The organism is Peribacillus sp. V2I11 (assembly GCF_030817135.1).
Lineage (GTDB): Bacteria > Bacillota > Bacilli > Bacillales > DSM-1321 > Peribacillus > Peribacillus simplex.
In genome coordinates this window covers 1736452-1750175 of record NZ_JAUSYW010000001.1, presented here as the reverse complement: position 1 = coordinate 1750175, position 13724 = coordinate 1736452, and the positions used below count along the sequence as shown (strand labels likewise).

11 protein-coding genes are annotated in these 13724 nt (G+C 41.6%); 7 read left to right on the top strand and 4 right to left on the bottom strand.

Annotated features, from left to right (window positions below):
* Positions 1 to 202 precede the first annotated feature (202 nt).
* The 7 genes from QFZ73_RS08375 to QFZ73_RS08345 all read left to right on the top strand — a co-directional run bounded on the left by QFZ73_RS08375 (position 203) and on the right by QFZ73_RS08345 (position 8755).
* Positions 203 to 2257 (top strand): carbon starvation CstA family protein, encoded by a 2055-nt coding sequence (locus tag QFZ73_RS08375; protein WP_307265206.1) that lies wholly within the window; start codon positions 203 to 205, stop codon positions 2255 to 2257.
* 13 nt (positions 2258 to 2270) lie between these two features.
* Positions 2271 to 2474 (top strand): YbdD/YjiX family protein, encoded by a 204-nt coding sequence (locus tag QFZ73_RS08370; RefSeq protein WP_251431395.1) that lies wholly within the window; start codon positions 2271 to 2273, stop codon positions 2472 to 2474.
* Positions 2475 to 2779: 305 nt separating this feature from the next.
* A complete protein-coding gene (locus QFZ73_RS08365) occupies positions 2780 to 3994 on the top strand; it encodes an ammonium transporter (RefSeq protein WP_251431398.1) in 1215 nt (404 codons plus the stop codon).
* A 15-nt stretch (positions 3995 to 4009) separates the two neighbouring features.
* A complete protein-coding gene (locus QFZ73_RS08360) occupies positions 4010 to 4372 on the top strand; it encodes a P-II family nitrogen regulator (RefSeq protein ID WP_063235326.1) in 363 nt (120 codons plus the stop codon).
* A gap of 577 nt (positions 4373 to 4949) precedes the next feature.
* Positions 4950 to 5600, top strand: coding sequence for a LytTR family DNA-binding domain-containing protein (locus tag QFZ73_RS08355; protein ID WP_307265195.1), 651 nt, complete (start codon positions 4950 to 4952; stop codon positions 5598 to 5600).
* Between the two features lie 127 nt (positions 5601 to 5727).
* The gene (gene scpC / locus QFZ73_RS08350) at positions 5728 to 7254 is read left to right on the top strand and encodes a succinyl-CoA:acetate CoA-transferase ScpC (RefSeq protein WP_307265191.1); all 1527 of its coding nucleotides are present in this window, start codon (positions 5728 to 5730) and stop codon (positions 7252 to 7254) included.
* 394 nt (positions 7255 to 7648) lie between these two features.
* Positions 7649 to 8755, top strand: a complete 1107-nt coding sequence (locus QFZ73_RS08345) for an AI-2E family transporter (protein ID WP_251431411.1) — start codon at positions 7649 to 7651, stop codon at positions 8753 to 8755.
* A 67-nt stretch (positions 8756 to 8822) separates the two neighbouring features.
* Here QFZ73_RS08345 and QFZ73_RS08340 read toward each other — a convergent pair whose 3' ends face one another.
* The 4 genes from QFZ73_RS08340 to QFZ73_RS08325 all read right to left on the bottom strand — a co-directional run bounded on the left by QFZ73_RS08340 (position 8823) and on the right by QFZ73_RS08325 (position 13575).
* Positions 8823 to 10241: an NAD-dependent succinate-semialdehyde dehydrogenase gene (locus tag QFZ73_RS08340; protein WP_307265188.1), complete on the bottom strand. Its 1419-nt coding sequence runs from the start codon at positions 10239 to 10241 to the stop codon at positions 8823 to 8825.
* 210 nt (positions 10242 to 10451) lie between these two features.
* Positions 10452 to 11720: a dicarboxylate/amino acid:cation symporter gene (locus QFZ73_RS08335; RefSeq protein WP_307265185.1), complete on the bottom strand. Its 1269-nt coding sequence runs from the start codon at positions 11718 to 11720 to the stop codon at positions 10452 to 10454.
* Positions 11721 to 11947: 227 nt separating this feature from the next.
* On the bottom strand, positions 11948 to 12859 hold the full coding sequence (locus QFZ73_RS08330; protein WP_307265182.1) for a ketopantoate reductase family protein: 912 nt from the start codon (positions 12857 to 12859) through the stop codon (positions 11948 to 11950).
* A gap of 155 nt (positions 12860 to 13014) precedes the next feature.
* Positions 13015 to 13575: a 3D domain-containing protein gene (locus QFZ73_RS08325; protein ID WP_063235334.1), complete on the bottom strand. Its 561-nt coding sequence runs from the start codon at positions 13573 to 13575 to the stop codon at positions 13015 to 13017.
* Between the last annotated feature and the right edge of the window lie 149 nt (positions 13576 to 13724).

The following is a 13724-nucleotide window of genomic DNA, read 5'->3' as shown; positions in this document are numbered from 1 at the left end:
GGGAATTATCGACAAAATAATGGAAAATTCTTTACAAATTGACCAATTAACTATTGCTAAAAAACCTTATGGTAACATATAATTCAGAATATATATAAAATTCTTTAAATTTAATGGGTTAGGGAGGAATATAGCCCTGGCCCCTTATAAATGAAGGTTTTTTATAAGTGCACACTAGTTCAATAGAGAGGAGATGGAAAAAATGAAAGCGCTTAAGTCGGTCATTCTTTGGGGGATCATTTCTGCATTGGGTGCGGTGAGTTTTGGTTTCGTCGCGCTAAACCGAGGGGAAAGCATCAATGCCATGTGGATTGTCACTGCAGCACTCTGTGTTTATTCAATTGCATACCGCTTTTATAGTAAATTCATTGCACGGAAAGTGTTTGAACTAGATGACAATCGCCAGACCCCATCGGAAGCGAATAATGATGGTAAGGACTACGTACCTACAAACAAATGGGTGTTGTTTGGCCACCATTTTGCAGCAATTGCCGGAGCTGGCCCGCTCGTAGGTCCCATCCTTGCAGCGCAGATGGGATATTTGCCAGGGACACTATGGCTTGTTGTCGGAGTTGTATTAGCTGGTGCCGTACAGGATTTCATCATTCTCTTCGGTTCGATGCGCCGTAACGGCAAATCATTGGGAGAGATGATCAAGGAGGAAATTGGCCCTATTACAGGCTTGATAGCGATGATCGGTATCCTGGGTATCATGATCATTTTATTAGCGGTACTTGCCCTGGTTGTCGTAAAAGCGCTGGTGGGAAGTCCGTGGGGGATGTTCACGATTGCCTCGACCATACCGATCGCTGTGCTTATGGGCATTTACATGCGCTATATAAGGCCGGGACGGGTTGGTGAAGGATCGATTATCGGCATCATACTATTGATGCTCGCGTTATATTTCGGCCGCTTTGTATCCGAGAGCGCAACATTGGCGCCGATGTTCACTTTCAATGGGGAAACGATCGCCATCATGTTGATTGTATATGGATTCGTTGCCTCCGTTTTGCCTGTATGGATGTTATTGGCACCGCGTGATTACTTAAGCACATTCTTGAAAATCGGTACGATCATCGGACTTGCACTTGGTATCTTTATTGTGATGCCGAGCCTTGAAATGCCTGCCGTCACTCAATTCATCGATGGAACAGGACCCGTATTTTCCGGGAATTTATTCCCGTTCCTATTCATTACGATCGCTTGTGGAGCGGTATCGGGATTCCATGCACTCGTTTCATCAGGTACAACTCCTAAAATGATCGAACGCGAATCCCATTCACGTCCAATCGGATACGGGGCGATGTTGACGGAATCATTTGTAGCCATCATGGCGATGATAGCAGCCTGTGTATTGACGCCAGGGATCTATTTTGCTATTAACAGCCCTGGGGCCGTAGTGGGAACGGAACCTGCTCAAGTGGCTGCTACGATATCCGATTGGGGTTTCATTTTGACACCTGAGATGATTACCGGCCTTGCAGACGATGTTGGGGAAGAGACCATTATATCCCGTACTGGAGGAGCTCCAACCTTTGCTATCGGCATGGCCCATATCTTCTCGAAAGTGATTGGAGGGGCGTCTCTAATGGCGTTCTGGTATCATTTCGCGATCCTGTTCGAGGCATTGTTCATATTGACCACCATTGATGCTGGAACCAGGGTAGGGCGTTTTATGATACAGGATATCATCGGCACCTTTTACAAACCATTTGCCGAAACGAATAAATGGCTACCCAATATTATTGCGACTGCCATTTGTGTAATCGGTTGGGGGTACTTCCTTTATCAAGGGGTCATTGATCCTCTTGGAGGAATCAATACCCTTTGGCCGTTGTTTGGAATTGCGAATCAGATGCTTTCCGCCATTGCGTTGCTGCTTGGGACGACGGTCCTTTTCAAAATGGGCAAAAAAGCGTACACATGGGTCACTCTTGTGCCTACTACATTCTTGTTGATAGTGACCATGACGGCAGGGTGGCAAAAGCTGTTCCACGAAAACCCGGCAATTGGCTTTTTAGCACACAAGGATAAGTTTAAAGCGGCCTATGAAAGTGGGGAAATCCTTGCTCCGGCTGCTAATCTAGCTGAGATGAAGCGGGTTATCGTCAATGATCATGTGGATGCTGCCCTTTGTGCCATCTTCATGATCGTGGTGATCACGGTCCTGATTTCTGCCATTAGGTTATGGATAAAGGTCTTGAAGAACCAGAAAATAGATTTACATGAATCACCTTATGTATCAAGGTCGTCATAAGGGAGGGAAGGACATGTTGAAAAAATTAATTAAAATTCTAAGCTACAGAAAGCAATTCGTCAGTTTGCTTGTCGGCGTGCCAAGTTATGATACCTATGTGGCACATATGAGAGTGCACCATCCGGAAGATCCTGTGAAAACCAGGAAAGAATTTTTCTGCGAAGCCCAGGATGAACGATATAATGCAAAGGGTGGGAAAGTGTCTCGTTGCTGTTAACTGAATATTTTTATGAAGGGTCCTCAATAGGTGGGCCCTTTTTTTAGTGGGATTTTTTGGAGTGGGACATAAGTAGCGGGGGAAATGTAACACCATGGAGTCGTAAAAATGTGGAAAAGTAATAATTAAACCAACAAAATCAGATTTTCTAATCCTTTATTCATAGTAATGTTATTTAATCTAACATTTTTTAAATGAAAAATAAAAATTAAGTTGAATTATTAGAGAATTAAGTATATGATAAAAAATATAACATAATAGTGTTAATAAACATAACATATAAAAAATAAGGGGGAAAAAATAGTATGCTAATGGCAGATTCGGTATTCATGTTTTTGGCGACGATGATGGTTTGGATAATGACACCAGGGATTGCCCTATTTTATGGAGGGATGGTAAAAAGTAAAAATGTCCTGAATACGGCAATGCATAGTTACATGCCACTGGCTGTCATTTCGATTCTTTGGGTGCTGATTGGGTATTCATTATCATTTTCACCTGGTAATACACTTCTAGGCGGTCTGGACTGGGTTGGGTTAAAGGATGTAGGTTTTGCACCTGGACCATATAGCGAAACGATTCCTCATAGCTTGTTCATGTTATTCCAAATGACTTTTGCCGTTTTAACGGTCTCGATCATTGCTGGTGGCATTGCCGAGCGGATGAAGTTTTCAGCATTCCTGATTTTTACGATCCTTTGGTCTTTATTCGTATATGCTCCGGTTGCACACTGGGTATGGGGAGGCGGCTGGTTAGCGGAACTGGGTACACTTGACTTTGCAGGTGGTAACGTTGTTCATATTTCTTCAGGGGTTGCAGGTCTGGTTTTAGCGATCATGTTAGGTAAAAGGAAAGAGTCGGGGGACAGTGCACCACATAATCTTCCGTTAACATTCCTTGGCGGATCATTAATTTGGTTCGGTTGGTACGGCTTCAACGTCGGAAGCGCACTGACAATCAATGAAGTGGCGATGAATGTATTCGTTAATACAGCTGTTGCAGCAGCAGCTGGTATCATAGGCTGGCTGATCGTTGAGTATATGGCTAATAAAAAGGCAACATTGCTGGGTGCGGTATCCGGAGCTATTTCTGGCTTGGTAGCCATTACACCTGCTTGCGGATTCGTAACTCCTGCCTCTTCAATCATCATAGGGGTCGTGGGCGGTGCCGTTTGTTTCTGGGGCGTATTCTTCCTCAAGAATAAATTGGGTTACGACGATGCACTTGATGCTTTCGGATTACATGGGATCGGTGGGACATGGGGGGGCATCGCTACAGGTTTGTTCGCGACCACTTCCGTAAACGAAAACGGTGCAAATGGTTTATTCTATGGCGATTTCAACTTGTTGTGGAAACAGCTCGTAGCGATCGTTGCGACATATATCTTCGTTGGCGTGGTCACTTATATCGTTGCTAAAGTCATTAACCTTTTCGTGCCGTTGCGTGTCAGTGAAGAAGATGAGTCAATGGGGCTTGACCTTACACTTCATGGAGAAAAAGCTTATCACGAATCAATTTAAAAGGGGGTTGATCATATGTCCGAGGTTTTAACGAAAATAGAAATCATTACACGTCCTATCAAGTTTGAACAATTCAAAGCGGAACTTGCAAAAATTGGGGTAAGCGGAATGACAGTATCGGAAGTAAAAGGAACGGGTCTTCAGAAAAGTTATGTGGAAACATATAGAGGCAGAAATCGTGAAATGTCATTGCATGACCGAATGAAAATCGAAATCGTCGTGTGTGAAGTGCCAGTTCAGGATGTTGTGGATGTAGCAAGGAAATTCTTGAGTACCGGTAAACCAGGTGACGGTAAAATATTCATTTATGAATTGGCGAATGTTGTAAATATCCGTACGGGAAAAGAAGGTCATGATGCGTTAAAGAATGATATCTGATGCTGTGATGGCCCGGATAGTATAGTAAAGAAAGGGAGCTGAAAATGGGGAGACTGGTCCGAATTGTTAATGTGAAAAAACAGAAGATCGTTAATATGCTCATTTCAGAGGATGTATATCAACCTGATGACCGACCCTTTTTATTGGAATTGCCACTGAAAAATTTAGAAGAGATTTTATCCCTTCGAATAAAATCCCCGTTTCCAAATCCCCGCTTAAAAAAATAACCTTTCAGCCGTAATCCCATATGGGGAGAGCGGCTCTTTTATGCGCTTAATGCCCATTCCCGGCAGTGGCATATAAATGTTAGTATATTTAGTATATAAGGAAACTTTTTTCTAGAATCCCCCATAGAAATCGGGGAGATTTCCAACTATAATGAATAAGGATATAAATTTAAATACGATTTTTTTGCTTTTTTTGACGATTTTCGCTTAGTTACTTCAATTTTTCTTTGATTTTACGAAAAGTAAATTCAAAAAAATGTAAGTTTTCCAAAAAACTATGAGTTAATTCATGAATGCCCTGTTTAATAATAGGGAAATTATTAATATGTTCTTTTAAGAGGTGAAAGGAAATGGATCAATTTACGGTCGAATCCGTTTTAAATATCATCAGGGAGTTTGTACCGAAGGATGCTTCAATTTCTGTGGCTGATTCCGAAAAATACATTTATTATCAACCGAGCAAACAAGTTGACTTAAGAATAAAACCGGGTGATTTAATCAGTGAAAACACGGCGACATATAAAGCGCTGAGTGTCCGTAAAAAAATAGGGGTGCAAGTTGAAAGCAATGTATTTGGCGTACCTTACTATGGGCTGAGTGTTCCTATCATGGACGAGGGCAATCCTTTAGGAGCGGTAACGGCCATCTTGCCGTCAAAGCCATTAATTTTACCGACATCATTCTTGACCATTAAAACAGATGATCGCTGGATACCGCTTCCATACGATGAAATCATGTATTTGGAAGCTCAAAATAGGAAAACTAAAATTCAGTCCGAACGTGTGAGTGGATTTCATAAAATGAACTTAAGTGAATTGGAATTCATTTTACCTAGTGATTTATTCATTCGTGTGCATCGTTCGTACATCGTCAACATCAATTATATACAAGAGATCCTTCCCGATTTTCATTCTACATTTTTACTGATAATGAAAGACCATTCCAAAATCCAAGTCAGTCAAACATATGCAAGTCAATTCAGAAGGGCTTTAGGATTTTGATTCTCCCTTGTGTGAAAAAAATGCTGGTTTATGCTCTATTTAAGGCTTTTCATTCGAAAATGAATGTGACAATTACACCGGATTGGTAAAATTAAGTGTAAGAAAAGCGAAAATGGGGGTCTTTTGTATGAACGAAAGCGTTTTCAGAAAAATTCGCAACGAACAATTTAAGGGGAAAGTAGTTACAGCGGAAGAAGCAGCTTCATGGATTAAAGATGGGATGAAACTCGGTATGAGTGGATTTACCCGTGCTGGTGATGCTAAGGTTATTCCGATGGCTTTAGTTGAAAGAGCTAAAACTGAAAAATTCAAAGTTGACGTTTATACTGGTGCTTCATTAGGACCGGAAGTCGACCAACATATGGCGGAAGCCGGTATCATAAACAAACGTTTGCCGTTCCAAGCGGATAAAGGCATTCGCAATAAAATCAATGCTGATGAAGTCACTTATGTGGATCAGCATTTATCTCATACAGCTGAACAAGTTCGTCAAGGCATTGTCGGACCTATAGATTTTGCAATCATCGAAGCTTTGGCGATTACGGAAGATGGATTGATCATCCCGACAACTTCTGTAGGTAACTCAGCCATATTCGTTCAAGAAGCTAAACATGTAATCATTGAATTGAACGTGTCCCATCCAGAAGGATTGGAAGGGATGCATGATATATATACACCAGCTAAACAAGGGGAACGCGAACCGATTCCTATGACTAACGTAAGTGATCGCCTTGGATCGATCGGTATTGCTGTTGATCCTGAAAAAGTAATGGGAATCGTCGTTTCTACAGATCTTGATGCACCTTCTACAATCGTGCCGCCGGATGAAGAAACTGCAACAATCGCCAACCACCTTATTAACTTCCTTCGTGAAGAAATCAAGGCTGGCCGATTAACTGAAAGCCTTGCTCCGCTTCAGTCGGGTGTAGGTTCAGTGGCAAATGCAGTATTCGCTGGCTTCCTTGATTCTGAATTTAAAGATTTGGAAGTTTATTCAGAAGTGCTGCAAGATGCGGTATTTGATTTAATCGATGCTGGAAAAGTTAAATTCGCTTCAGGTTGTTCGATTACATTAGCTGAAGAAAAAGGTAAACAAGTTTACGGTGAGCTTGAAAAATACCGTGATAAACTAGTTCTTCGTCCACAAGAAATATCTAACCATCCTGAAATCATCCGTCGCCTTGGCTTGATTTCAATCAATACAGCGTTAGAGTGTGATATCTATGGTAACGTGAATTCGACACATGTTTCTGGGACAAGAATGATGAATGGTATCGGTGGTTCAGGAGATTTTGCCCGTAACTCACGCCTAGGCATTTTCGTAACGAAATCATATGCAAAAGGCGGCAAAATTTCTAGTATCGTTCCTTTCGTTTCTCATGTGGATCATACTGAACATGATGTGGATGTATTGGTGACAGAGCAAGGGATTGCTGATTTACGTGGTTTGGCACCAAAAGAGCGCGTAGAATTAATCATAGAAAACTGTGCGCATCCTGACTACCGTCCGCAGCTTCGTGCATACTTCACTGAAGCTGTTGCGCAAACGGGTGGGCATCAAACTCCACACATTCTTGAAAAGGCATTTTCATGGCATACAAACCTAGCTAAAAACGGTACGATGCTTGAAGCCGTACTTCAAGATCAAAAATAAAGTCAAAACCCCGCCAATACAGCGGGGTTTTTTTATTTGGGTCCGTGTCCCGTATTGGGTGAAAACCGATGAATCTTTCGTCACACCAATGGAATATTGAAAGGTAAATAGATTATTTCCCCTAAGTAATTTATGTGATGTTGCCAATTAATCCATTTTCTTCCAACATATAACGGAATTAAAGTGTAAAATGAAGCTTAGCCATCAAAAAGATAGGTAACTGTATCTTTAGGCTTTTTTCTTTTATTTTTGTATATAATTATTCATTCAAGTTATAGAAATATGGTAAACTGCTAACAATGAAAGATTATCATACATAGAATTTTTCGTATTTATGATGTTGTTTCCTTAGAAATTGGGAGTTAAATAGAATGCTTATAGTGGAGGAGATAATTTGTTCAAGACAAAATTACATTTTTGGACGTTAGAGTTATTACTATTGTCTTTACTTTTTTATGTTGGTACAAAGATTTCTTTTCTTTTTGAACCAATAGTCATTTTTACATCTACATTGTTCTTTCCAATCCTGATTTCAGGTTTTCTCTACTTTTTGTTCAATCCCACTGTTGATTTCCTGGTTAAAAGAAAAGTGCCTAGGGGATTGTCGATATTATTGCTTTATGTATTGTTCCTGGGATTGATTAGTTTGTTGGTCGGTCTGGTTGGCCCGTCACTGTCCAAACAGGTTACGGATTTAATCAATAACCTCCCGGAATATTTCAATCAAGTAAGGAAGTTCATTGAAGATTCAGCTGATTCAAAATGGTTTTTGTGGACGATGGAACAAGACTATGTTTCCCTGAAAGAAGTGGGAGACTCGCTTCAGAAATATTTGACTGATTTACCTAGTAATATAACGAACAGTTTATCTTCCGTCTTCAGCGTAGTGACGAATATTACTTTAGTGGTCGTAACGGTTCCTTTCATCCTGTTTTATATGTTGAAGGATGGGGATAAGCTTCCGGCCGCCATCATGAAATTCGTACCGGTTAGCTATAGAAAGCCAGCTTTGACAGTACTTTCAGAGACTGGGGACACACTTACTACATACATACAAGGGCAGATGCTTGTTTGCATGTTTGTCGGGATCGGAACGTTCATCGGATATTTGATCATTGGTTTGCCATACGCGTTCTTATTTGCGCTGATTGGTGCAGTAACCAATATCATTCCATATGTAGGTCCGTTTATCGGGGCGGCTCCTGCGGTCATAGTGGCGTTGATTCATTCACCGACAGAGGCGCTATTGGTCATTCTCGTTGTAACGATCATCCAGCAATTGGATGGTAATGTGATTTCACCTTTAGTCATCGGGAAGAAATTGAACACACATCCGCTTACCATCATCATACTTTTGCTCGTTGCCGGAAACATTGCCGGTATCATCGGCATGATTTTGGCCGTTCCGACTTACTCCGTTGTTAAAACGATTGTATTGAATATTGTAAAATTCATCAGGATCCGAAAAGAGGAAAAGCTTGAAGAAGATATATTGGAATGAAAAAACGGGTCCGACTCAGTTGGGTCGGACCCGTTTTCTTAGTGAAGGAGCAAAAGCGCCCAATTGGTTACAAACCTAAGGAAATATATTTTACTTCCAGGAATTCTTCGATGCCTTGATGTCCACCTTCACGGCCGAGCCCGCTTTGCTTGAATCCGCCAAATGGAGCTTGCGGAACGGAAGGAAGTCCATCGTTCAAGCCTACAATACCGAATTCAAGTGCCTCGGTGAATTTGATGCCCTTGGTGATATTTTCAGTGAAGACGTAAGCTGCCAAACCGAAGATGGAGTCATTTGCCCTCTTGATTGCCTCTTCATCAGTCTTATAGGAGGCAATAGGAGCTAGAGGACCAAATGTTTCCTCCTTCATGCAGAGCATGCTGTCATCAATGTTGGACAGTACGGTTGGTTCAAGAAAAAGGCCGCTTATTGATTTACCGCCAGCTTCGAGCTTAGCACCGCTGCTGATTGCTTCATCTATTTGTTTTTGAACCTTATCCACTGCATTTTGATCGATAAGAGGACCGATATCGACGCCATCTTCCAGTCCATTCCCTACTTTTAGTTCTTTGACCTTGGCAACGAGCTTTTCGATGAAGGCTTCTTGAATGGCTTCGTGGACATATATGCGATTTGAACAGACGCATGTTTGTCCTGCGTTACGGAATTTTGAACTGATGATGCCATCAACCGCTTTATTAAGGTCGGCATCCTCAAGAACGATTGCGGGTGCGTGACCTCCGAGCTCAAGCGAGATTTTCTTTACCGTGTCAGCTGAGCCCCTCATAAGGGTTTTACCGACTTCTGTAGAACCGGTAAACGTCAATTTACGAACCCTTGTATCTTGAAGCCAAGTTTCGCCGATTTCTGATGATTTTCCTGTCACGACATTGATGACTCCTTTTGGAATGCCAGCTTCTTCAGCCAATTCAGCCATTTTTAAAGCTGTTATGGGAGTCAGGTTTGCCGGTTTAATGACGACTGTGCAGCCGACGGCAAGCGCCGGTGCAACTTTTCTTGTAATCATGGCTGCAGGAAAGTTCCATGGCGTAATGACAGCTACAACTCCGACAGGCTGTTTAGTCACGAAAAGCCGCTTATTGGACACGGAAGCAGGAATCGTTTCGCCGTACACCCGTTTTCCTTCTTCGGCAAACCAAGATAAAAAGCCATTTGCATATGTCATTTCACCAAGAGCCTCTTTAAGGGGCTTGCCTTGCTCTTCAGTCATGATTTTGGCTAGTTCTTCTTTATTATCATCAATCAATCGATGCCATTTCCAAATTAGTTCAGCACGTTCGTATACTGAGAGTGCAGCCCAGCCCGCAAAGGCTTCATATGCGGCATCTGCAGCCTTCGCTGCTTCAGTTGCACCGCCTTTAGGAACCGTGGCAACTATTTCATCCGTTGCCGGGTTTCTCACTTCAATTTTATCCAATCCAAAATCCGACCACTCACCGTTAATAAATAATCCGTAATCCTTCATGATAAAACCTCCTAATTTGGTTAAATCCATCAAACTACTAAAACTTTTAATTTTATACTTTTACCTGTTACATAAAAGTATAAACACTTTTCAGTGATTCTGAAATTTATTTGATTGGCTATTTATAGAAAATTGGCTATTCATTGATAGAAAGGGAGCATTACATAAAAAAAGAGGTGCAAGTTGCACACCTCTTCATTCAGGGTTCTATTATTTTTCCGATGAGACGGCCACTTCACTCATATCACCTGAGATGGCTTGATTTGGATTGAATTCACCTTCTGATTTAGAAATGACCACTGTAGCCACACTGTTACCGATTAGATTAGTGATGGCACGTGCTTCAGACATGAAGCGGTCGACTCCCAGCAGTAATGCCATTCCTTCAACTGGAATCATTGGGAAGGCGGCTAATGTTGCAGCAAGTGTAATGAAACCGGATCCCGTTACACCGGCAGCTCCTTTGGATGTTAACATCAAGATTCCTAGAAGGGTCAATTCCTGCCAGATGCTTAAATCGACACCATATGCTTGGGCGATGAAAATCGCTGCCATGGATAAGTAGATGGATGTGCCGTCAAGGTTGAAAGAATAACCAGTTGGGACAACTAAACCGACTACCGATTTTGAGCAACCGTATTTTTCGAGTTTTTTCATCACGCTTGGTAGTGCGGATTCCGACGAAGATGTTCCTAAAACTAAGAGGATCTCTTCTTTTAAATAGGCTATGAACTTGAAAATATTAAAGCCGTAGATTTTTGCGATCGAACCAAGGATAAGAATGATGAATAGTGCCATTGTGATATATACGCTACCCATTAATTGTCCTAACGAGCTTAAAGAACCAAGGCCAAACTTACCGATTGTATAAGCCATTGCTCCGAATGCGGCCAATGGAGATACTTTCATGATCATACCGACGATGCCGAAGAAAATATCGGCAATATGCTGAAAGAAAGAAACGACTGGCTGCACTCTCGGTCCCATTGCCGCCATTGATAATCCGAATAATACGGCAAAGAATAAAATAGGGAGTAAGTCTCCGCCAGCCAGTGCGGCAACGGCATTATCAGGAATGATATTAGAAATGAAAGCAACGGCGCCATGTTCCGTTTCGGAAGCGGCTGTTGTATATTGTGATACATCTCCGCCCTCGACTGAATCGATGTTAAAGCCTTTACCAGGTCCCAGGAGATTGACTACGATGATTCCGATGGCAAGTGCGAAAGTGGTAACGATTTCAAAATAGAGCAGGGCTTTTCCGCCGATGCGGCCAACCTTTTTCATATCACCCATACCGCCAATTCCGATTACGACGGTTAAGAAGATGATTGGTGCAATGACCATTTTAATCATTTTAATAAATAAATCAGCTAATATCTTCAGCTGTTCACCAAAAGCAGGGAAGAAGAAACCGACTGTTATACCCAGAATGATACCGATGATGACCTGAACCGTTAGATTTTTTAATATTTTCAAGGTGCATTCTCCTTTGTTATATGATAGCGCTTTCTTAACTTGATAATAGTGTAACAGAAGAAAGAATCAGAATATTATTTTGGTGATATTGTTTTCTTTTTGTTCTTTTTGGTCTTGGGGATTTCAAATAACTGAAGGGTAGAAGAGGAATTAAAAGTTACTATTTAGGATATAGATAGACTACTAAACCAAAAAAAATACCGGTGGAGCGCCGGTATTGGGGAAAATCAATTTTCAAATGGTTTTATGAGTGCATATAGGGTTCCAATCACAGGAAGTTTCAAACCGGCCTTGTCGGCAAGGCGCAGTGCACCGCCCTGTAAATGTTCCACTTCGAGGGTTAGGCCTTTCCGGCGGTCCTGGTGCATGGAAGAGGTAGATTCATCAGGTAAACCTGCCATGTTTTCCAACGCATGAGCAATATTCTCCACGGTAATGCCGACGTCATAAGCATTTGCAAGCTCCTTCATTTCAACAAGGACCTTTTCTAGCAATCCATTGGTTTCCGGGAATCTCCGTATCGTGCCGATAGGGAGGTTGGAGGCAGTTGTCACACCGGAGAAAGCAGTGATGAACATGTATTTGATCCACATCCTGATTAATATGTTTTCCGTTCTGCTTACCTTCATGATAGCTGATCCGGCCGCCTGTTCGAATTCATCACAAATCTTCTTTTGTGAAGGATGAAGCGGGCCATAGATTAAATCGTGATTATCATTGGAGTGAATGACATGACCCTTTTCATCAAGGGTGGCAATGATGAAGGCACTTCCTCCCAAGACGGCTTCATCGCCCATTTCGTCCTGTAAAATGGATACATGTTCCAATCCATTCAAAAGCGGGAGGACCTTTGCGCCCTTTTCAACAAGTACCTTTAAATCTTTAAGGGTGCCTTGCAGATGCTGGCCTTTTACGGCGAGAATCACGAGGTCGACCTTTTCTATATCACTTACATTCTCTGTGATATGAAGGTAGTTAAATTGGTAGTTTCCTTGTGGGCTGGTTATGCTGATGCCGTTTTCTTTCAATTGTTTGGCGCGGTTTTTACGGACAAGGTATTGAACATCCTGCCCGGCCTGCTGCAACCTGCCTCCAAAGTAGGAGCCGAGTGCCCCGGCCCCTATAATGACAATATTCAAAGTGCACACCTCTCTTTTGATTAAGATGTACTAATCATAACATTGACTGAAATTTCAGTAAATATTTCCGTTTGAAGGTAAACTGGTTGTTTAGATGTTTGTAGAATGGGAAAAACAAAAGACCAGCCTGAAAGGTTTCAGGCTGGTGCTTATCATTATTTATAGATTTTTACTTTAACGGTTTTTCTGCCCCAATTGATAGCTTTTGAGTGAGAAGAGTAGAAGACGTCGATTTTATTCCCTTTGATTGCGCCGCCTTTATCTGCCGCAATGGCATCCCCGTAGCCTTCTACATGAACTTTTGTTCCTAGTGGAATGACCTTAGGGTCGACTGAGATGGCTTTTGCGTTAGGGTTTTTCTTTAAGTTAAGACCCGATGCTGTAATACCGCTGCAACCTTTGCAGTTCGCAGTGTAAGCTGTTGCCTTAACGGTGATCGTTTTATATTTCTTGGATGATGATGTTTTTGCTTTAGCTTTAGGTTTAGCAGAGGTCGAAGTCTTCTTGACCTTTAAAACTTGTTTTGGATGGATGTTATCTTTTTTCAGGTTGTTCCAACTTTTGAGTTGATTGACTGTTATATTATGTTTATTGGCGATACCCCATAGTGTGTCGCCGCTTTTAACTTTGTATGTAGTAGTAGCAGCCGATGAAACTCCGGAAAAACTAAATACCAGGAAGAAAGCAGTGAATAGTGGAAGTAGTATTTTTTTCAAAATGAATAGTCTCCTTTGTTTTAAATCGTAGACTTAGAATAACAGGTCTTTATGACAATGATGTTTCGGTGAAATAGTAATTGTGTTACAAAATCGTTTCCCTTGATAAATAAATGTAATATAAACTAGGGCAAAAGGACTTATCCAGT

Coding starts and splice junctions, on each gene's coding strand:
- QFZ73_RS08340 (WP_307265188.1), bottom strand. CDS start 10,241: ATGAAGGATTACGGATTATTTATTAACGGTGAGTGGTCGGATTTTGGA.
- QFZ73_RS08375 (WP_307265206.1), top strand. CDS start 203: ATGAAAGCGCTTAAGTCGGTCATTCTTTGGGGGATCATTTCTGCATTG.
- QFZ73_RS08365 (WP_251431398.1), top strand. CDS start 2,780: ATGCTAATGGCAGATTCGGTATTCATGTTTTTGGCGACGATGATGGTT.
- QFZ73_RS08370 (WP_251431395.1), top strand. CDS start 2,271: ATGTTGAAAAAATTAATTAAAATTCTAAGCTACAGAAAGCAATTCGTC.
- scpC (WP_307265191.1), top strand. CDS start 5,728: ATGAACGAAAGCGTTTTCAGAAAAATTCGCAACGAACAATTTAAGGGG.
- QFZ73_RS08360 (WP_063235326.1), top strand. CDS start 4,010: ATGTCCGAGGTTTTAACGAAAATAGAAATCATTACACGTCCTATCAAG.
- QFZ73_RS08355 (WP_307265195.1), top strand. CDS start 4,950: ATGGATCAATTTACGGTCGAATCCGTTTTAAATATCATCAGGGAGTTT.